Raw genomic sequence first — 19,246 nt, forward strand, 5'->3', positions numbered from 1 at the left:
GGCGAGGTCCACCCCCTAACCGCTCATTCCCGCGAATGCGGGGACCCAGGCTTCCAGAACAGCGCCTGATCCCGACCTCCCAGGCGCCGCCGGGAGCTCAGAGCCGTGCTCACGCGGGCAACAGGTCCTCGTCCCGCAGGAATTCCAGCAGGTTCCCCCCTCGAACAGCACGCCGCGGACGCCGGCCCGGAGTGCGGCCTCCAGGTCGGACGGCTTGTCCCCGATCATCAGGGACGCCTCCCGGTCGATCGGCCAGTCCGCCATGGCCTGCAGCAGCATGCCGGGGTTCGGCTTGCGCAGCGGGGGGTCGGGGTGGCGATAGGCCTCCACCGGGGCCTCGGGATGCTGCGGGGCGTGGTAGAAGGCGTCGATGCGAGCTCCGGCCCGGGCCAGGTCTTCCCGCATCCGGGCGTGCAGGGCATGGACGTCGTCCTCGGGATAATACCCGCGTCCGACACCGGACTGGTTCGTCACCACGATCACCAGCCAGCCCGCGCGGTTGAACGCTGCGACCGTCTCGCGGGCGCCCGGGATCCAGGTGAAGTCCTCCCAGCGGTGGACATAGCCGCGATCCTCGTTGAGCACGCCGTCGCGGTCGAGGAACAGCGCGGGGCGAGAGAATGGATCCGGGGGCGACGGCGGCACGGCGGGCCTTATAGCCGAACCGGGCCGCCGCTCGATTTCATTTTGCGCGAAACCCGCAATAGGCTCTGACCCGCAGCCAGCCGGAGCAGCCCTTGGTACAACCCGTCCTGACCCTCGACGACCTGACGGTCGACTTCGACACCCATGACGGGGTGGTCGAGGCGGTGCGCGGCGTCACGCTGTCGATCGGCCGCGGCGAGACCCTCGGCGTGGTCGGCGAGAGCGGTTCGGGCAAGAGTCAGACCTTCATGGCGGTGATGGGCCTGCTTGCTCGCAACGGCCGCGCCGCAGGTTCGGCGAAGCTGCACGGCCAGGAGCTGCTGGGTCTGAAGCCGGCCGCGCTGAACCGCCTGCGCGGCGCGAAGATGACCATGATCTTCCAGGATCCGCTGACGGCGCTTACGCCGCATGTCCGCATCGGCGAGCAGATCGCCGAGCCGTTGCGGCTGCACCTGGGCCTGTCCGGCGCCGACGCCAAGGCCCGCGCCCGCGAGTGGCTGGACCGGGTGCGCATCCCCGACGCGGCGCGGCGGCTGCGGCAATATCCGCATGAGCTCTCCGGCGGCATGCGCCAGCGGGTGATGATCGCCGCCGCCATGGCCCCCGGCCCCGAGCTGCTGATCGCGGACGAGCCGACGACGGCCCTCGACGTCACCGTGCAGGCCGAGATCCTCGACCTGATGGCCGAGCTGCAGCGGGAGACGGGAACGGCGCTCGCGCTGATCACCCACGACATGGGCGTGATCGCCCGCCTCGCCGACCGCGTCTGCGTGATGAAGGACGGGCGCTACGTCGAGGAAGGCCCGGTCGGCGACATCTTCGCCGCGCCGAAGACCGACTACACCCGCGCCCTGCTCGCCGCGGTGCCGCGCCTGGACCGCGCCGACCGCGGCGGCCGCCCGACCCCCGCGCCTGTGGCGACGGACGCGCCGGTGGTGGTCGAGAGCCGGAACATGAAGGTTCACTTCCCGGTGCGCGAGGGCCTTTTCGGCAAGCCGCGCAGCCTGCGCGCCGTCGACGGCGTGTCGTTCCAGGTGCGCAAGGGCGAGACCCTGGGCGTCGTCGGGGAAAGCGGCTCGGGGAAGTCGACCCTCGCCCGGGCGGTGCTCAACCTCATTCCGCCGACTGAGGGCGCCGTGGCGCTGCTCGGCCGCGGCCTGTCGCCGGACGACCGCGACGCCTGGCGCAAGGCCCGCGCCGATCTGCAGATCGTCTTCCAGGACCCGCTGGCCAGCCTTGATCCTCGGATGACCATCGGCACCTCCATCGCCGAGCCTCTGACCGTCTTCCGGCCCGGGCTCGACCGCGCCGCGCGAGAGGCCGAGGTCCGCGCCATGATGGCCCGGGTCGAGCTCGACCCCGCCTTGATCAACCGCTACCCGCACGAGCTGTCCGGCGGCCAGAACCAGCGCGTCGGCATCGCCCGCGCCATGATCCTCAAGCCCAAGCTGGTCATCTGCGACGAGGCCGTGTCGGCCCTCGACGTCGGGGTCCGCGCCCAGATCATCGACCTGCTGATCCACCTGCAGAAGGACATGGGACTGGCGATGATCTTCATCAGTCACGACCTTGCGGTGGTGCGCGAGATCAGCCACCGGGTGCTGGTGCTGTACCTCGGGCGCGTCATGGAGCTGGCCGACCGCAACCGGCTCTACCAGGCGCCGCAGCATCCCTATACGAAAGCCCTGCTCTCGGCCGCGCCGATCCCCGATCCGGCGGTCGAGCGGACGCGGCAGCGGATCAGGCTCGCCGGCGAACCGCCCAGCCCGCTCGACCCGCGCGCCGCCTTCCGTTTCGCGCCCTCCCGGCTGCCGGTCGACCCGAACGCGCCGATCCTGGCGCCCGAGCTGAACGAGGTGGCGCCCGGCCACCTCGTCGCCGACTTCGACGCGTGAGGTCCGCTGCGTTGCAGCAGAGGCCGGCCATCGCTAGGTTGCGCGACCTTCCGAGGACCCCGCCCACGCCATGACCCTTAGCTTCGACGACATCCTGGCCGCAAAGCAGCGGCTCCAGGGTCATATCGAGCGCACGCCCTGCCGCCACTCACGGACGCTGTCCGAGATTACAGGCGCCGAGGTGTGGGTGAAGTTCGAGAACCTGCAGTTCACCGCCGCCTACAAGGAGCGCGGCGCGCTCAACAAGCTGCTGCAGCTCGAGCCCGAGGTGGCCAGGCGCGGCGTCATCGCCGCCTCCGCCGGCAACCACAGCCAGGGCCTGAGCTACCACGCCGCCCGCCTGGGCATTCCCGTCACCATCGTGATGCCCAAGGCTACGCCCTTCGTGAAGGTGCAGCAAACCCGCGCCCACGGGGCCGAGGTGGTGATCGACGGCGACGGCTACGACGAGGCCTCGGCCACCGCCCGCCGCATCTGCGAGGAGCGCGACCTCACATTCGTCCACCCGTTCGACGACCTGGACGTCATGGCCGGCCAGGGCACGGTGGCGCTGGAGATGCTGGAGGACGCGCCCGACCTCGAAATGCTGCCGATCCCGATCGGCGGAGGCGGGCTGATCGCCGGCATGGCCACGGCGGCCAAACACCTCAGGAAGGACATCGAGGTGATCGGCGTTGAGCCCGCGATGTTCCCGTCCTTCACCGCCAAGATGCGCGGTGTGGCCATGGCGCGGAACGGTGGCGGCTCGACCATCGCCGAAGGCATCGCCGTGAAGCAGGTGGGCGAGAACACCTATGGCGTCGCCCGGCCGCTGATCGACGACGTGCTGCTGATCGAGGAGCCCTATTTCGAGCGCGGCATCGCCCTCTACACCAACGTGGAGAAGACGGTCGCGGAGGGCGCGGGCGCGGCTTCCTTGGCGGCGCTGCTGGCCTATCCGGAGCGCTTCCGCGGCCGAAAGTGCGGCTTGGTCATCACCGGCGGCAACATCGACACGCGCCTTCTGGCCTCCGTGCTGACACGTGAGCTGGTGCGCGAGAGCCGCATCGTCTCCCTGCGCATAATCGGTGACGACCGGCCCGGCCTGCTGGCCAACGTCTCGGCGATCATCGGCCAGATGGGCGCCAACATCATCGAGGTGGCCCACAACCGCCTCGCCCTGGACGTGCCGGCCAAGGGCGCGGAGTTCGACGTGATGATCGAGACCCGCGACGCCCAGCACACCCAGGAAGTCATGGATGCGCTCCGCGAGCGCGGTTACCCCCGAGAGTTGTCTGAGCATGAAGCCCGTCCTGATCGCCGTCGCGGCCCTGCTGTCGCTCGCCGCCTGCAACAAGCCCGCCCTGCCCGACCAGTCGGCGGCGTCCCAGGCTTTCATGGAAAAGACCGTGAAGGAGCCTGGCGTCCAGGTGTTGCCGTCAGGCGTGGCCTACAAGGTCGTGCGCTCGGGCCCGGCGACGGGCCTGAAGCCCACCCTCGCCGACGAGGTGAAGGTCCATTACGAGGGCAAGCTGATCGACGGCAAGGTGTTCGACAGCTCGTACGAGCGCGGCCAGCCCGCGGCCATGCCGCTGCGCGGCCTGATCCCGGCCTGGCAGGAGGCGCTGGTCCAGATGCGTCCCGGCGACGAATGGATCCTCTACGTCCCGCCCGAGCAGGGCTATGGCGCCGAAGGCGCCGGCGGCGGCGAGATTCCGCCCAACGCCGCCCTGATCTTCCGCATCGAGCTGATCGACGTGCTGACCGGACCCGGTCGGGTCATGCAGGGGTAGCTATGCGCGTCCGGCAGGGTCTATGGCTTGGCGATGACGGCTGATCTCTACCCGTCCGCCAAGGACCTGCTGACCACGCTCGTCGGCTTCGACACCACCTCGCGCGGCTCCAACCTCGCCCTGATCGAATGGGTCGAGGCCTATCTCGACGGCCTTGGCGTGGCGCACCGGCGCGTGCCGAACGCCGACGGCTCGAAGTCCAACCTGCTCGCCACGATCGGCCCGGCCGCTCCGGGCGGCGTCGTGCTGTCGGGTCACACCGACGTGGTGCCGGTCGACGGCCAGCCCTGGAGCACCGACCCCTGGACCGTGGTCGAGCGCGACGGCCGCCTCTACGGGCGCGGCACCTGCGACATGAAGGGCTTCCTGGCCCTGGCGCTCGCCGCGGCGCCGGAGCTGTCGAAGAAGGCCCGCAGGCCGGTCCACCTGGCCTTCTCCTTCGACGAGGAGATCGGCTGCCTGGGCGCGCCGCTTATGATCGACGTCATCCGCCGCGAACTGCCGCCGCCGGCGCTGGTGGTGGTCGGCGAGCCCACTGACATGGTTGCGGTGAACGGCCACAAGGGCATCGCCACCTTCAAGGTCACCGTCACCGGCCGCGAGAGCCACTCCAGTCAGACCCAGCAGGGCGTCTCGGCGGTGATGGCGGCGGCCCGGCTGATGAACGCCCTGACCGATCTCTCCGAGCGGCTGGAGACCCAGGCCGATCCCGCGTCGCCGTTCACGCCCAAAGGCGCGACCCTGACCATCGGAATGGTCCAGGGCGGCACCGCCCACAACATCATCGCCCGCCACTGCGACTTCACCTTCGACCTGCGCTGCCCGCCTGGGATGAAGGCCGACGAGGTCCTGACGGATTTCCGCGCCCAGGTCGCCGCCATGGACGCCGCGCTGAAAGCCCGCGCCCCGGAGGCCGGCGTGGTGCTGGAGAAGCGCACGGATGTGCCGCCCTTCGCGCCCGAACCCGACGGGGCCGCCGAGGCCTTCGCCCGCCGGCTGGCCGGCGACAACGGCCCGCCGCGCGTCGTTGCGTTCGCCGCGGAGGCCGGTCAGTTCCAGGAGGCCGGATTCTCGACCGTGATCTGCGGACCCGGTTCGATCGCCCAGGCCCACCAGCCGGACGAATACGTCGAGGTCAACCAGATGCAGCGCGGCGCCAGCTTTATGCGCCGGCTGATCGAGTGGGCGGAAGAGGCCTGATCACCGCCCGACGGCGCAGGAGGTCGCGTGGGTCCCAGGTCATCATCCGGGCCATTTCCAGCGCCGATCTCCGCCGGGTCCTCTGCACCACGCGCCGCCGCGCGAGGACGGGGCCGAGCCCGGCCAGAGCAGCGCGGTAGGCGCGCAACGTCACGCCGAGGTAGGGGCGGTGCGGCTTGCGCAGGGCCACGTAGCTGGCCGCCATCAGATGGGCGGGCAACACCAGCGGCAGCAGCAGCCCGGGCGTGTCCTTCACCAGGACCCAGAAGCGGTTGCGATAGCCGTGGAAGAGCGCGAACTCCGATTTTGAGCCGCCGGACGACGCCGAACCCACATGGCGCACGACGGCGGATGGGATCACGACCGTCGGCTCCCCCCGCCAGTTGCAGCCGGTAGCCCAGATCCACATCCTCGCAGTAGCAGAAGAAGCTCTCGTCGAAGCCGCCGAGTTTCAGGAACAGCGCACGGTCGATCAGCATCGCCGCACCGCACGGGCTGAACACCAGGCCCTCCGGCGTGTCGCCCGGATCGGGCTGGAGGTAACCGCCGCGATAGGGGATGCAGGGCAGGCTCATCACGTCGCCCAGGCCGTCGAGCACGGCCGGGTCCTCGTCCAGCACCTGGCGCGAGGTGAAGCTGCGGATGCCGGGATGCCGCTCGGCTGCCGCCATCAGCTGCGCCAGCCAGTCCGGTTCGGGGGTAGGCGTCGGGGTTCAGCAGCACAAGCCAGCGGCCCCGACCCTCGCGCGCCGCCTGGTTGCAGGCCGCGGCGAAGCCGAGGTTGTCGGCGTTCTCGATCAGCCGCGTTCCCGGGACGATCCCGGCAGCGGCCCGCGCCTCGCCTTCCGGCGAGGCGTTATCGACCAGCACGAGTTCGAAGTCCTGGAACGTCTGGGCCGCCAGCCGCTCCAGACACTGCGCCAGCGTGGCGCCGCTGCGATAGGCGACCACGGCCACCGTGACGGCGGGGCTTTGCGGCTTGTGTTCGTCTGTCCGCTGGGCCATGCGGGGCTACCGGTAACTCCTGTAAAGCGACATGACCGTTACGCCGCTCGCCGACCTGCCTGACGTCCTGCTTATCACGCCCAAGCGCTTCGGCGACCTCCGCGGCTGGTTCTCCGAGACCTGGAGCCGAAAGGCCATGCTTGCGGCCGGCGTAGACACCGACTTCGTGCAGGATAACCAGGCCCTGAACGCGAAGAAGGGCACGCTGCGGGGCCTCCACTTCCAGAAGGCGCCGCACGCCCAGGGCAAGCTGGTGCGGGTGCTGCAGGGCGCGATCTTCGACGTCGCCGTCGACATCCGGGCGGGTTCGCCGACCTACGGCAAGTGGGCCGGCGCGACGCTGACGGCCGAGGCCGGCGAGCAGCTCTGGGTGCCCCGCGGCTTCGCGCACGGCTACTGCACGCTCACCGACGATACGATGCTGTTCTACAAGGTGGACGGCCTCTATGCGCCGGAGACCGAGGGCGGCCTCGCCTGGAACGATCCGGACTTGGCCATCGCCTGGCCGCTCGACGGCGAGCCGGTGCTCTCCGATAAGGACAAGACCCTGCCGCGTCTCAGGGATTTGGGGCCGGTCAGCTTCTAAAGGTTCGCTCTTTGTTCTTGGCTTCCGCGGTCTCCTGAAGGTGCGCGCGATCGACTGGTGCGACGAGCCAGAACAAGGTGTCGAGATCCCGCGTCTTCTCGCAAAGGTCCGGGCGACGAAGGCCATCGCGGAGCTGCCAGAGCTCCTCGGGCTCGACACGCTCGAATCCTAATAGCCGCTCAGGCTGTGAGGGGTTCGCCCGCCAGCCATTCCTCCCGGACCTCCGCCTCGCCCTCGACGGGCAGGCGCGCGTCGCGGACGACCTGGAAGTCCGCGTCCGGCAACAGCCGCGACAGGGCCCAGACGGCGGCGCCGCGCACCGACGCAGCCGGGTCGTCAAGCAGCCGCACGGCCTCTGGCGTCAGCGCCGGGTCGCCGGAATTACCGATCGCATAGAGGACGTTGCGGACGAAGCGGTCGCGGCCGATGCGCTTGACCGGGCTCTTGGTGAAGAGGGCGCGGAAGGCGGGGTCGTCGAGGCGCGATAGCTCAGCCAGAGTGGGACCCTTCAGCGCCTCGCGGGCGGCCAGCTTCTGCTCGCGGGCGCCTTGCGCGAACTTGTTCCAGGGGCAGACCGCGAGGCAGTCGTCGCAGCCGTAGATGCGGTTGCCGAGGGCCTGCCGGAATTCGCGCGGGATCGGGCCCTTCAGCTCGATGGTCAGGTAGGAGATGCAGCGCCGGGCATCGAGCTGGAACGGCGCCGGGAAGGCGTTGGTTGGGCAGACGTCGAGGCAGGCCTGGCAGGAGCCGCAGTGGACCGGCTCGGGCGCGTCCGGCTTGAGTTCGAGGGTGGTCAGGACCGAGCCCAGGAACAGCCAGGAGCCGAACTCGCGGCTGACGAGGTTGGTGTGCTTGCCCTGCCAGCCGACGCCCGCGCGCTCGGCCAACGGCTTCTCCAGCAAGGGCGCGGTATCGACGAAGACCTTCACCTCTCCGCCGAAGCGCTGCTGCATCCAGCCCGCGAGTTGCTTGAGCTTCTTCTTGATCAGCTCGTGGTAGTCGTCGCCCTGCGCATAGACGCTGATCGCCGCGCGATCCGCCTCCGCGAGCACGGCCAGCGGATCGTGCGTCGGCCCGTAGTTGACGCCCAGCAACACCGCCGAACGGGCGTCGGCCCACATGGCGCGGGCGTGGCGGCGACGCTCACGGGTCTCGGCCATCCAGCCCATCTCGCCGTGGCGGCCGGCGTCCACGTACTCGTAGAGCCGCGCCGCCGCCGGCCAGGCCTCGTCGATGTCGGTGAAGCGGCAGAGGTCGAAGCCGAGCGCCTGGGCTTCGGCGCGGATCAGGTCTTCGGCTGTGTCAGAAGTCGAGATCGTCATAATGCGGCGCGGGCGTCAGCCCCGGCCAGCGGTCCGTGAGCAACGGCCGGAAACACGGCCGGGATTTCAGTTTCATGTACCACGTCTTCACGCCGGGGAAGTCCTTCCAAGGCACGTCGCCGAAGTAGTCGATCACCGACAGGTGGGCGGCGCCGGCGAAATCCGCCAGGGACAGGCGCTTGCCGGCCAGCCATTCCCGGGTCTCGAGCAAGCCTTCCAAGTAGTAGAGGTGTGTCTTCAGGCCGTCGCGCCCCTGGCGGAGGTTGGCGAGCTCGGGGGCGCCCAGGCCCAGCAGTCGCTTCTCCATCTTCTCGTGCAGGATGTAGCCGCCGGCTTCGAACTCGAACTTGCGGTCGAACCAGCTGAGAAGCCGCCTCGCCTCGGCGCGCTCGGCGGCGTCCCGGCCCAGCAGCGGCGGTTCGGGAGCCGCCTCCTCCAGATGGTCGAGGATCGCCCGGCTTTCGCAGAGCACGAGCGGCTCGCCGCCGCCGGTCCGCTCCACCAGCACCGGCACCAGGCCGGAAGGGTTGAGCCGCGTGAGCTCCTTCGGCCGCTCCCAGTAACGCACCGGGCTCTCGACGAACGGAAGCCGCTTCTCGCCCAGGGCGAGGCGCACCTGGCGGGAGGCCGGGTCGAGGGGGAAGTGGTGCAGGGTGCGTTCGACGCTCATGGCTTCTCTGGGCGCGGCTTCTTCGCGCGGATCGATCTTCGCCCCAACTGCGCCCGGCCGCCTTAAGGGGGCGTTTACTGCGTTGGCGCTTCGCCTTCGGCGAACGCCCCGCCGTGGGGTTCGGCGCGGCCCCGCGGGTCGGCGTGGATCAGAATGTCCGCCGCCGGGAAGCGCTCCAGGATCCGCTTCTCGGCGGCCACGATCACCGAATGGGCGCTTTCCAGTGTCAGCTGCGGGTCGAGGTCGACGTGCATCTGAATGTGGATGTAGGGGCCCGAGGCGCGTGTCCGCAGCTGGTGCACGTCGGTCAGCCGGGCGTCCGCGGTGGTCAGGCGCACGATCTCAGCACGAGCCTCTTCCGACAATTCCCGGTCCATGAGCTGGCCTGCCGCCTCCCGGAAGACGCCGATGGCTCCCCACAGCAGCAGCGCCGCCACCACCAGCGCGGCTGCCGCATCGAGGCCGTTGAACCCCAGCCAAGCCGAGGCGGCGATCCCGCCCAGGGCGATGATGTTCGACGCGAGGTCGGACAGGTAGTGCGCACGGTCGCCCTGCACCGCCACCGACGAGGTCTGCCGCAGCACGTGGCCCTGCGCGGTGATCAGGGCGAAGGTGAGGACGGTGGAGACGACCATCACGGCGATGGCCCAGCCTTCCTGCCTCAGCGGATGCGGAGCCATCAGGTCGCCGACGGCTTCGCGGCCGATGAGGGCGGCGGACGCAAAAACGAGGCCGGCCTGCATCAGGCTGGCGAACGCTTCGGCCTTGCCGTGGCCGAACCGGTGCTCGGCGTCTGGCGGAGCGGCGGCGTACCTGACGGCGAAGAAGGTCCCCAGGGACGCGATCAGGTCGAGCGCGGAGTCGGCGAGAGACGCCAACAAGGCCGTCGAACCCGACGCCCACCAGGCGGCCGCCTTGATCGTCACCAGCGTCGCGGCGGTCGCCACGGACAGCAGGGTGATCCGCCGGGTCAGCGCCGCCGCCTCCGACGGCGCAAGACCGTGAATGCCGCTCATCCACGATCCATATCCTTGCCAAGCCTCGCCGCGAAGCGCGAAGGCGAGGCTGGGTGGTTGACCTTGGGCGCTCCAGGCCTAGGGTGCGCGCCCATTTTCTAGGCCCAACTCGGGGACCGGCAGGACCATGGCTGAGACCACCACCTACGACGTCGTCATCATCGGGGGGCGGCCCCGGCGGCTACAACGCCGCGATCCGGGCGGGCCAGCTGGGGCTGAAGGCGGCGTGTGTGGAGAGCCGTTCGACTTTGGGCGGGACCTGCCTGAACGTGGGCTGCATGCCGTCGAAGGCGCTGCTGCACGCGTCCGAGCTGTTCGCCGCGGCGGGCTCGGAATTCGCCACCCTCGGCATCGAGGTCCAACCCAAGCTGAACCTCGGCCAGATGATGAAGCAGAAGGCCGACAGCGTCGGCCAGCTCACGAAGGGCATCGAGTTCCTGTTCAAGAAGAACAAGGTCGACTGGGTGAAGGGCTTCGGGCGCATCGCCGGGCCAGGCAAGGTCGAGGTGAAGGCCGAAGACGGCTCAACCACGACCCTTGACGCCAAGCACATCGTCATCGCCACGGGCTCCGAGCCGTCGAAGCTGCCGGGCGTCGAGGTCGACCAGCAGCGGATCGTCGACTCCACGGGCGCGCTTTCGCTGCCGGAAGTGCCCAAGCATCTGATCGTCATCGGGGCGGGCATCATCGGCCTGGAGCTGGGTTCGGTCTGGCGCCGCCTGGGCGCCCAGGTCACGGTGGTCGAGTACCTGGATCGCATCACGCCCGGCATGGACGCCGAGGTGGCCAAGACCTTCCAGCGCTCGCTGACCAAGCAGGGCATGGAGTTCAGGCTGGGCGCCAAGGTTACGGGCGCCAAGCCGTCCAAGAAGGGTGTTTCGCTCACATACGAACCTGTCGCCGGCGGCGCGGCCGAAACGATCGAGGGCGACTACGTCCTGCTGGCGATCGGCCGTCGTCCCTACACCGAGGGTCTGGGCCTGGAGACCGTGGGCGTCACGCCTGACAAGCGCGGCTTCATTGAGACCGACCACTTCAAGACGAGCGCGGCGAACGTCTGGGCCATCGGCGACGTCACCCACGGTCCGATGCTGGCCCACAAGGCCGAAGAAGACGCGGTTGCGGTCATCGAGACCATCGCCCGCGGCTACGGCCACGTGGACTACAATCTCGTCCCGAGCGTCGTCTACACGAGCCCGGAAGTGGCCTGGGTCGGCAAGACCGAGGAGCAGCTGAAGGAGGAGGGCCGCGCCTACAAGGTCGGCAAGTTCCCCTTCACCGCCAACAGCCGGGCCAAGATCAACCACGAAACCGAGGGTTTCGTGAAGGTCCTCGCCGACGCCGCCACCGACGAAATCCTGGGCGCTCACGCCATCGGGCCGCAGGTCTCGGAAATGATCGGCGAGTATTGCGTGGCGATGGCCTTCCGGGCGGCGTCGGAAGACGTGGCCCGCACCTGCCATCCGCATCCCACCCGGTCCGAGGCGCTTCGCCAGGCCGCCATGGGCGTCGAAGGATGGACCATGCAGGCCTGATCGTCCGCCGGGCGCGAACCGACGAGCTCGACGCCTGCGCCGAGCTCTACGTCCGCGTGCTGCGTGAGACGTTCACCTGGCTGCCGCCCGAGCGGCACCGGGCGTCCGACTTTCTCCGCGCCGCGGAGGTCGAGGAGGTCTATGTGGCCTCTCGCGGCGGACGCATTGTCGGTCTGGCGGCCTTCTACCGACCACAGAACTTCCTCCACTCACTCTATGTCGACGACCGCGGCCGCGGTGTCGGCAAGGCGCTCCTCGACCACGTGAGCGCCGTCGCCGACGGCCCGGTGTCGCTCAAGTGCCAGGCGGCCAACCTGAAAGCCCAGGACTTCTACCGGCGCGAAGGCTTCCGCTGCACCGAGACGGGAGCCGACAACGGCGTCGCCTGGCTGCGCTTCGTGCGTGGCTGATTGTTCATTTGCCGCGCTCTGGCGGGGGCGCCATCCTCCGCGGCTTGAAGCTCAAGGAGGCCGGAATGCTCGCCCTTCTCGCCGCCGCCACCCTGGCCGCCGCACAGCCCGCGCCGGGAGCCGACATCAAGGTCTATCGCGGGCCGCGCGCCGCAGCGCTCGCCCAGGCGGACATGCTCTGCCGGCCCCAGGGCATGATCCACACCTTCGCCGACCCGGCGCTGCTCTATCGCAACGACGGCAAGGCCAAGGTCCAGGAACTCGCCGAGTTGCCGAAGGCCAACCACGAGAAGGCGGTCGCCCGCTCCGTCGCAGGCTGCGCAAACCCCCTGGTCGTGCAGTACGGCGCGGGCCGCTGAACCGTGCTCACGCGCGCGGGTGCGCTGAGGCGTAGGCGCTGAGCAGGGCGGCCGCGTCGACCTCGGTGTAGCGCTGGGTCGTCGACAGCGACGCGTGGCCCAGCAGTTCCTGGATCGAGCGCAGATCGGCGCCCCCGGCGAGCAGGTGCGTGGCGAATGAGTGCCGCAGCGCGTGCGGCGTGGCGCTGGCCGGCAGGCCGAGCCGGCCTCTGAGCCTCTGGACGGTCGCCTGCACATGGCGAGGGCTGAGCGGACCGCCGCGCCTTGCGCGGAACAGCGGCTCGTCCGGCGACAGGCCGAACGGGACGGCGGCCAGGTAGTCGTCCACGGCCTGCCGTACGGCCGGGAGCGCCGGGACGATGCGGGTCTTGGCGCCCTTGCCGGTGATCCGCAGCTGTTCGGAGATCGGCGCGTCACGGCGTTTCAGCGACAACGCTTCGGAGATGCGCAGGCCGCAACCGTAGAGGAGGGTCAGAACCGCCTGATCACGCGAGGCCTCCCAATCTTCGCGGTCGGGATCCAGCGCCGGTTCGGCGATAAGGCCGATCGCCTGATCCTCCGTGACCGGCCGCGGCGCGCCCGGCCTGACGCGGGGGCCGCGCACCAGGGCGATCGCCGCGTTGGGGGTGTCGAGCCGGCGGTCGACGAAGCGGTGGAAGGTGCGGATCGCCGACAGGGCCTGACTGAGCGATCGGGGGGAGAGCGGCGTCTCCCCGGCCCGCAGATGGGCGAGCCACGCGCGGACCTCGCCGGCTGTGATCCCGCCCAGATCCTGGACTGAGAGGCTCTCGCCGCGATGCTGCTCCAGGAACGAGATGTAGCGGCCGGCGGCGAAGCCGTACGCCTCCAGCGTTCGCGGCGAGCTGCGGCGCTCTTTGGCCAGGTGCTCGAGCCATGCCGCCCGAGCCTGGCTTGCGCTCAGAGGAGCGGCCATCGCTCCGCCGTACGCTCGACGACGCGGGCCAGGAAGGCCACGAGTTCCGTGCCCATGTCCGGGGTGAAGCCCTCAGGATCGTGCGAGCCGAACGCGAGAAGCCCTGTGCGCGAGGGCTCCCAGATCGCCATGCGGACCATGGCCATAGACTGGATCGCCTCAGCGCCTTCGCCGAACAGGCCGAGCGCCGTGGGTGCGAAGCCCATGCGGGCCAGGCGCTGCGTCCCGCCCAGGATCATGTCCACCTGGCCCTCGACCAACGGCCGCCAGCCAGCTGGCGATCGTCCGTCCGTCTCCAGGGCGACCACGCCCGCGGCGAGACCGAAGCGGGTGCGGGCGAGATCGTCGACGCGCCACGCGAGGTCCGAATGGTTGCGGGCGTCCAGCAGGTCGACGACGGCGCCGTGGGTCTGGGCCTGGGCCGAGAAATTGGCGCGCGCCGTTTCCTCGAGGAGCTGGCGCATTTCGGCTTCCCGTTGATGGGCGGCATGCACCCGGGCGAGCGCGGCAGGCCCGAAGTCGACGACATTGCCGGCGGCGACCTTCAGGCCGAGCTCGGCCAGCAGGCCGTCATCGTCACGGATGAACTCGGGATTGTCGGCCAGGAAGCGCCGGACGGCAGACGGCTCCAGCGGGGCCCCGAACATGTCGCCCTGGCTGCCGTCCATCGTGGTTAACCCCTCACAAGATGGACTGGCCGGTCTTGGCCCAATCCGCGAGGAATTGTTGAAGCCCCTTTTCGGTTAACGGGTGCTTGAAGAGCGCCTGGAAGACGTCGGGCGGGATGGTGGCGCAGTCGGCTCCGGCAAGCGCCGCTTCCGTCACGTGCTTAGGCGTACGGATCGAGGCGGCCAGGATTTCGGTGTCGTAGTCGTAGTTGTCATAGATCGCGCGGATTTCGGAGATCAGCTCCATCCCCTCGGCGCCGTGGTCGTCCAGGCGGCCGATGAAGGGGCTGATGTAGGTGGCGCCGGCCTTGGCGGCGAGCAGCGCCTGGGCGGCCGAGAAGCACAGGGTGACGTTGGTCTGGATGCCTTCGGCGCAGAATTCCGCCGTCGCAATCAGGCCCTCGCGGGTCAGCGGCACCTTGACCACCACGTTCGGGGCCACGCCGGCGAGCTTGCGGCCTTCGGCCAGCATCGTCTCGACGTCGACGGCGGCGACTTCGGCGCTCACGGGGCCCTCTACGATGCCGCAGATCTCGGCGATCACCTCCAGCATGTTGCGGCCGGACTTGGCGATCAGCGACGGATTGGTCGTCACGCCGTCGACCAGGCCGGTGGCGGCGAGGTCCTTCAGGACGGCGACGTCGGTGGTGTCGAGGAAGAGCTGCATCGGCATACCTTGGGCTTGTTCGGGCCGCTTGTAGCCGCCAAGAGGGGTGGAGCGAACCCCTGATGAGCCGCATCGCCTCCGTCCTTATACCCATGCCGCTGCCCGAGGCCTTCGACTACGAAGAGCCCGAAGGGATGGCGCTCGGCCTCGGCGATCAGGTGGCTGTGCCGCTGGGGCCCCGCCTGATCCGCGGCGTGGTCACGGCCCTGCGAGACGGGACCGGCGGCAACCGCCCGCTCAAGGCGGTGGCCGAACGCCTCGACGAGCCCGTCTTGCCGCCGGGGACTGTGGAGTTCGTGCAGTGGGCGGCGCGCTACGCGGTCGACGTCCCCGGCGCGCCGCTGGCGATTGCGCTTCGCGGCGCCCGCGCGCCGAGGCCGAAGCCGACGCGGGTGCTTGCGGCGACGGGCAGGGCGCCCGCCCGGGCGACGCCGGCGCGCGCCAAGGTGCTGGAAGCGGCCGCGGCAGGCCCGCGATCCGGCGCCGACCTCGCCCGCGCCGCTGGGGTGTCGCCCGGCGTGGTCAAGGGGCTGGTCGACGAGGGCTGCCTCGCCGAGCAGCTGGTGACGCCGGACATTCGGTTCGAGGTCCCGGACCTCGGCCGGAGAGGCGCAACGCTCAGCGCCAGTCAGGCGGCCGCGGCGACCGCGCTGTCGGAGATGGCGGCTGGGGGCCGGTTCGAGGTGGCCCTGCTGGACGGCGTCACCGGTTCGGGCAAGACCGAGGTCTATCTCGAGGCCGCCGCCGCCGCCCTGGCGTCCGACCCGCAGGCCCAGGTGCTGATCCTACTGCCCGAGATCGCGCTGACCCAGGCCGTGATCGCGCGGGTGACCCAGCGTTTCGGGGCCCGGCCTGGAGAGTGGCATTCCGACGTGACGCCGCCTGCGCGCCGGCGCGTCTGGGAGGCAGTGGCGTCCGGCGACTGCCGCATCGTGGTCGGCGCCCGCTCCGCGCTGTTCCTGCCATTTCGCAAGCTGAGCCTCATTGTCGTCGACGAGGAGCACGACGGCTCGTTCAAGCAGGAGGACGGCTTCATCTACCAGGGCCGCGACCTCGCGGTGGCTCGGGGCAAGATCGAGGGCGCGGCCGTGATCCTGGCCTCGGCGACGCCGTCGCTGGAAAGCCTCAGGAACGCCGAGGTCGGCCGCTACAGATGGCTGCGCTTGTCGGCGCGCCACGGCGCCGCCCGGCTGCCCGACATCGAGCTGATCGACCTTCGCGAGACGCCGCCCGAGACCGGGCGCTGGTTGTCGCCGCCGCTGGTCGCCGCCATGCGCGAGACCTTCGCGCGCGGCGAGCAGACCCTCCTGTTCCTGAACCGCCGGGGCTACGCGCCGCTGGTGTTGTGCAAGGCCTGCGGTGAGCGCATGACGGCGCCCGACACCGACAGCTGGCTGGTCGAGCACCGCTACTCCGGCCGCCTGGTCTGCCATCTGACCGGCTTCTCCATGCCGAAACCTGCGGCCTGCCCTCACTGCGGGGCGAAAGACAGCCTCGTCTCGATCGGACCCGGTGTTGAGCGTGTCGAGGAGGAGGCGCGTCACCTGTTTCCGGAGGCGCGAGTTGCGGTCTTCTCGTCGGACACGATCTTCGACGCCCGCGAGGCGCGGCGGCTGGTGGAGAGCATGGCCGAGGGCGAGATCGACATCCTGGTAGCGACTCAAGCCGCCGCAAAGGGCCACAACTTCCCGAAGCTGACCCTTGTGGGCGTGGTCGACGCCGACCTCGGCCTCCGCGGCGGCGACCTGCGCGCCGCCGAGCGGACCTACCAGCTGCTGGCCCAGGCGACGGGGCGCGCCGGGCGCAAGGATCGCCCGGGCCGGGCGTTGCTGCAGACCTACGCGCCGGAACACGCCGTGATGCAGGCGCTCAAGGCGCAGGATCGCGATGCGTTCGTCGAGGCCGAGATGGCCGAGCGCGAACTGGCCGGGCTGCCGCCCTTTGGACGGCTGGCGGCGGTGATCGCCTCGGGCCCCGACGCGGGCCAGCTCGAAGCGTTCATGCAGACCATGGCCCAGGCTGCGCCCAACACGCCGGGGGTGGAGGTGTACGGGCCGGCCGATGCGCCGCTGGGCCTGGTGCGCGGCCGCCGCCGCAAGCGCTTCCTGGTGCGCGCCGACCGGGGGTCGATCTCTCAGCCTACATGGCGGCCTGGCGCGCGAGGGTGCGGCCACCCGGGCAGATCCGGGTGGCCATCGACATCGACCCGTACAGCTTCCTGTAGCGCCTAGTGCTTCGTGTCGGCGGCGATCGCCTTCTTGCTGGTCGCCTTCCGGGCCAGCATGTTGAGGCCCTCGGCGGCTGCCGAGAACGCCATGGCGGCGTAGATGTAGCCCTTGGGCACGTGGAAGCCGAAGCCGTCGGCGATCAGGACCGCGCCGATCATCAGCAGGAAACCCAGGGCCAGCATCACCACCGTCGGGTTGTTGTTGATGAAGTTGGCCAGAGGATTGGCCGCCACCAGCATCAGGATCACCGTGATGATCACCGCCGCGAACATGATCGGCAGGTGGTCGGTCATGCCGACCGCGGTCAGGATCGAGTCGATCGAGAACACCAGGTCCAGAAGGATGATCTGGAAGATGGCGGCGCCCATGTTCGTCACGACCCTGCCGCCGGTGTCCATGACGCCATGGCCGTCCCCGGGCTCGACCTTCTCGTGGATCTCGGTGGTCGCCTTCCAGACCAGGAACAGGCCGCCCGCGATGAGGATGATGTCGCGCCACGAGAAGGCCAGTTCCCACATCGGTTCGCCATGCTCACCGATCGGGCCTTGCCAGGGCAGCGTGAACACCGGCTGCACGAGTCCCACGATGAAGGCGAGGGTGGAGAGCAGGGCCAGTCGCATGACCAGGGCCATCATGATGCCGATCCGCCGCGCCTTGGCGCGCTGATGCTCGGGCAACTTGTTGGACAGGATCGAGATGAAGATCAGGTTGTCGATCCCCAGCACCACTTCCATCACGATGAGCGTGATGAGGGCGGCCCAGGCGGCCGGATCGCTCAGCAGAGCGGCGATGTCCATGAACAGGCTCTCCTAGTGTTCCGGAGCTAGATAGCGCATCGGCGTTCCACGCCTAGCCCACACGTGCCTCCAGCGGCGGCGCCATATTTTTCGGCGCCATGGGCGGAAAATCACACGCCCGCCGATCGGCGCGCGCGCCCTCGTGACATTACCGAAAAGCAATCCAGCCGCCGCCGTGAGCTCTTGTTACTCTTTGTTTCAGCTATATCGCGAAAGACGATCTGAATAATTGTAAGTAAAATCTAGGCTGAGAGTGTGGTGTTCGTCAGCTTAAATACGAATGCTGTCGACCATGATATGGCATATCATGCTTAAATTTAGGAATATGAACGGCGCCGCGCCCTGCGAGTTCTGCGCCACGTCGTGGACATTCGTCCGGCGCGAGGGCTCATCCTGTGGATAAGTCGCCGCCACACGACGTCGCACCCGCGTAAACCCTCTTTTCACTCAAGTCCGGATAGGGTTATCCCTTCGCCCAGTGTCGGGGAGTAGCCCAAACATGCGCAAACGGACGAGGACCCTCGTGGGTTCCCTGGCCGCCGCGGCCGTCGTGGCCTTCGCGCCTGCCGGTGCGATCGCCGATACCTACTGGCAGTGCGTGCCGTTCGCGCGCCTGATCTCCGGCATCCAGATTTTCGGCGACGCGCGCACCTGGTGGGGTCAGGCCTCGGGCAAGTATGAAACGGGCTTTCAGCCGCGCGCCGGCGCGGTCCTGTGCTTCAAGCCGACCTCGCGCATGCAACTCGGACACGTCGCCGTCGTCAGCCAGGTGCTGACCGAGCGCGTCGTGCAGATCACCCACGCCAACTGGTCGCCGATCGAGGGCTCGCGCGGGAAGGTCGAGAAGGACGTCACCGTCGTCGACGTTTCGGCGAATGGCGACTGGAGCCAGGTGAAGGTTTGGTACGACCCGACCAAGGACCTGGGCGGCTCCACCTATCCCACGCATGGCTTCATCTATCCGGATGCGACGGCCAAGATGATGGCGGCGTCGGGCCTGACGAAGGTCCAGAACGGCATGATCGCCGTCGCACAGTCGGCGGCCAGCCAGATGGGCGCCGCCGTGCGTCCCGGCTCGGGCCCGATGGGCGTGCTAAGCCAGGCGGCGGACTCCACCGACCGGATTGCGGCCCTCATCGCGGCCGCGGCGCGCGGCGAAACCCCCGGCAGCTGATCCTCGGCCAGGCGACGGAGGCGTCTACATCTCGGCCGCGGCGGCGTTGTCGACGCCTCGCGCCCGCGTTGTACTTCGCGTCGTGCGGCGGACCGTAACCGCCGCTTAGGGTTGTCGCGAAACCGTTCCTTAAGCGCCGCGCGAGCATGGTGCCTTTCGAAGGTCCCATGCAGAGCCAAGCCCAACAGCACCATCTGGCGATCGACGCGCAGACGCTGAAAGAGGCGCTGGATGCGCATCAGCGCTATCTGGCCGGCCGTTCTGGCGGCCGTCGGTTCTCCCTGCCCTACGGCGATCTCTCCAACTGTTCGCTGGAAGGGGTCGACCTGCGCGACGCCGACCTCGCCGGCGCGAAGCTGGAGG

Annotated in this window: 17 protein-coding genes and 4 pseudogenes; 11 read left to right on the plus strand and 10 right to left on the minus strand. The window is 69.4% G+C overall.

Features of this window, described 5'->3' with window-relative positions; translation table 11 throughout:
* Positions 1 to 15: 15 nt before the first annotated feature.
* Complete coding sequence (locus LRS10_RS08060; protein WP_257836793.1) at positions 16 to 645, minus strand: HAD family hydrolase; 630 nt, start codon at positions 643 to 645, stop codon at positions 16 to 18.
* Positions 646 to 737: 92 nt separating this feature from the next.
* Here LRS10_RS08060 and LRS10_RS08065 point away from each other — a divergent pair, with 92 nt between their 5' ends.
* The 4 genes and pseudogenes from LRS10_RS08065 to argE all read left to right on the plus strand — a co-directional run bounded on the left by LRS10_RS08065 (position 738) and on the right by argE (position 5,512).
* Positions 738 to 2,540, plus strand: coding sequence for a dipeptide ABC transporter ATP-binding protein (locus LRS10_RS08065; RefSeq protein WP_257836794.1), 1,803 nt, complete (start codon positions 738 to 740; stop codon positions 2,538 to 2,540).
* Positions 2,541 to 2,610: 70 nt separating this feature from the next.
* Positions 2,611 to 3,804 (plus strand): annotated as a pseudogene (locus LRS10_RS08070) (threonine ammonia-lyase); the annotation flags it as partial.
* 112 nt (positions 3,805 to 3,916) lie between these two features.
* Positions 3,917 to 4,312, plus strand: coding sequence for an FKBP-type peptidyl-prolyl cis-trans isomerase (locus tag LRS10_RS08075; RefSeq protein WP_374570951.1), 396 nt, complete (start codon positions 3,917 to 3,919; stop codon positions 4,310 to 4,312).
* A 33-nt stretch (positions 4,313 to 4,345) separates the two neighbouring features.
* On the plus strand, positions 4,346 to 5,512 hold the full coding sequence (gene argE, locus LRS10_RS08080) for an acetylornithine deacetylase (RefSeq protein ID WP_257839112.1): 1,167 nt from the start codon (positions 4,346 to 4,348) through the stop codon (positions 5,510 to 5,512).
* Here argE and LRS10_RS24400 read toward each other — a convergent pair.
* Both LRS10_RS24400 and LRS10_RS24405 read right to left on the minus strand, forming a co-directional pair.
* The gene (locus LRS10_RS24400; protein WP_308237934.1) at positions 5,475 to 5,873 is read right to left on the minus strand and encodes a hypothetical protein; all 399 of its coding nucleotides are present in this window, start codon (positions 5,871 to 5,873) and stop codon (positions 5,475 to 5,477) included. The two genes, argE and LRS10_RS24400, sit on opposite strands and share 38 nt — an antisense overlap.
* Positions 5,870 to 6,517 (minus strand): glycosyltransferase, encoded by a 648-nt coding sequence (locus LRS10_RS24405; RefSeq protein WP_308237935.1) that lies wholly within the window; start codon positions 6,515 to 6,517, stop codon positions 5,870 to 5,872. The genes LRS10_RS24400 and LRS10_RS24405 overlap by 4 nt, the downstream gene beginning before the upstream one ends.
* Before the next feature lie 31 nt (positions 6,518 to 6,548).
* Between LRS10_RS24405 and rfbC the strand changes: the two genes are divergently transcribed.
* The gene (gene rfbC, locus LRS10_RS08090) at positions 6,549 to 7,103 is read left to right on the plus strand and encodes a dTDP-4-dehydrorhamnose 3,5-epimerase (protein ID WP_257836795.1); all 555 of its coding nucleotides are present in this window, start codon (positions 6,549 to 6,551) and stop codon (positions 7,101 to 7,103) included.
* A gap of 179 nt (positions 7,104 to 7,282) precedes the next feature.
* On the opposite strand, the gene queG is transcribed toward rfbC, so the two are convergent.
* From queG to LRS10_RS08105, 3 genes are all read right to left on the minus strand, one after another.
* On the minus strand, positions 7,283 to 8,425 hold the full coding sequence (queG, locus tag LRS10_RS08095; RefSeq protein ID WP_257836796.1) for a tRNA epoxyqueuosine(34) reductase QueG: 1,143 nt from the start codon (positions 8,423 to 8,425) through the stop codon (positions 7,283 to 7,285).
* Complete coding sequence (locus tag LRS10_RS08100) at positions 8,406 to 9,095, minus strand: glutathione S-transferase family protein (RefSeq protein WP_257836797.1); 690 nt, start codon at positions 9,093 to 9,095, stop codon at positions 8,406 to 8,408. The genes queG and LRS10_RS08100 overlap by 20 nt, the downstream gene beginning before the upstream one ends.
* A gap of 74 nt (positions 9,096 to 9,169) precedes the next feature.
* Positions 9,170 to 10,111 (minus strand): cation diffusion facilitator family transporter, encoded by a 942-nt coding sequence (locus LRS10_RS08105; protein ID WP_257836798.1) that lies wholly within the window; start codon positions 10,109 to 10,111, stop codon positions 9,170 to 9,172.
* A gap of 127 nt (positions 10,112 to 10,238) precedes the next feature.
* Between LRS10_RS08105 and lpdA the strand changes: the two are divergent.
* The 3 genes and pseudogenes from lpdA to LRS10_RS08120 all read left to right on the plus strand — a co-directional run bounded on the left by lpdA (position 10,239) and on the right by LRS10_RS08120 (position 12,415).
* A pseudogene (gene lpdA, locus LRS10_RS08110) lies at positions 10,239 to 11,646 on the plus strand (dihydrolipoyl dehydrogenase).
* Positions 11,628 to 12,056, plus strand: a complete 429-nt coding sequence (locus LRS10_RS08115) for a GNAT family N-acetyltransferase (RefSeq protein ID WP_257836799.1) — start codon at positions 11,628 to 11,630, stop codon at positions 12,054 to 12,056. The pseudogene lpdA and the gene LRS10_RS08115 overlap by 19 nt, the downstream one beginning before the upstream one ends.
* A 65-nt stretch (positions 12,057 to 12,121) precedes the next feature.
* The gene (locus LRS10_RS08120; RefSeq protein ID WP_257836800.1) at positions 12,122 to 12,415 is read left to right on the plus strand and encodes a hypothetical protein; all 294 of its coding nucleotides are present in this window, start codon (positions 12,122 to 12,124) and stop codon (positions 12,413 to 12,415) included.
* Between the two features lie 7 nt (positions 12,416 to 12,422).
* Here the strand turns inward: LRS10_RS08120 and LRS10_RS08125 are convergent, their stop codons facing one another.
* Genes LRS10_RS08125 through fsa form a run of 3 tightly spaced genes read right to left on the minus strand, consistent with a single transcriptional unit; the run spans position 12,423 to position 14,684 of the window.
* Positions 12,423 to 13,349, minus strand: coding sequence for a tyrosine recombinase XerC (locus LRS10_RS08125; RefSeq protein ID WP_257836801.1), 927 nt, complete (start codon positions 13,347 to 13,349; stop codon positions 12,423 to 12,425).
* A complete protein-coding gene (locus LRS10_RS08130; protein WP_257836802.1) occupies positions 13,334 to 14,017 on the minus strand; it encodes a DUF484 family protein in 684 nt (227 codons plus the stop codon). The genes LRS10_RS08125 and LRS10_RS08130 overlap by 16 nt, the downstream gene beginning before the upstream one ends.
* Before the next feature lie 13 nt (positions 14,018 to 14,030).
* Positions 14,031 to 14,684 (minus strand): fructose-6-phosphate aldolase, encoded by a 654-nt coding sequence (fsa, locus tag LRS10_RS08135; RefSeq protein WP_257839113.1) that lies wholly within the window; start codon positions 14,682 to 14,684, stop codon positions 14,031 to 14,033.
* A gap of 62 nt (positions 14,685 to 14,746) precedes the next feature.
* Between fsa and LRS10_RS08140 the strand changes: the two are divergent.
* Positions 14,747 to 16,908: pseudogene (locus LRS10_RS08140) on the plus strand (primosomal protein N').
* Positions 16,909 to 16,911: 3 nt separating this feature from the next.
* Here the strand turns inward: LRS10_RS08140 and LRS10_RS08145 are convergent.
* A complete protein-coding gene (locus LRS10_RS08145; protein ID WP_257836803.1) occupies positions 16,912 to 17,709 on the minus strand; it encodes a TerC family protein in 798 nt (265 codons plus the stop codon).
* 499 nt (positions 17,710 to 18,208) lie between these two features.
* Between LRS10_RS08145 and LRS10_RS08150 the strand changes: the two genes are divergently transcribed.
* A complete protein-coding gene (locus LRS10_RS08150; RefSeq protein WP_257836804.1) occupies positions 18,209 to 18,883 on the plus strand; it encodes a CHAP domain-containing protein in 675 nt (224 codons plus the stop codon).
* A gap of 167 nt (positions 18,884 to 19,050) precedes the next feature.
* A pseudogene (locus LRS10_RS24410) lies at positions 19,051 to 19,245 on the plus strand (pentapeptide repeat-containing protein); the annotation flags it as partial.
* Between the last annotated feature and the right edge of the window lies 1 nt (position 19,246).

Origin of the sequence: Phenylobacterium sp. J426 (genome assembly GCF_024699945.1) — a bacterium.
In the GTDB taxonomy this organism is placed as follows: Bacteria; Pseudomonadota; Alphaproteobacteria; order Caulobacterales; family Caulobacteraceae; genus Phenylobacterium.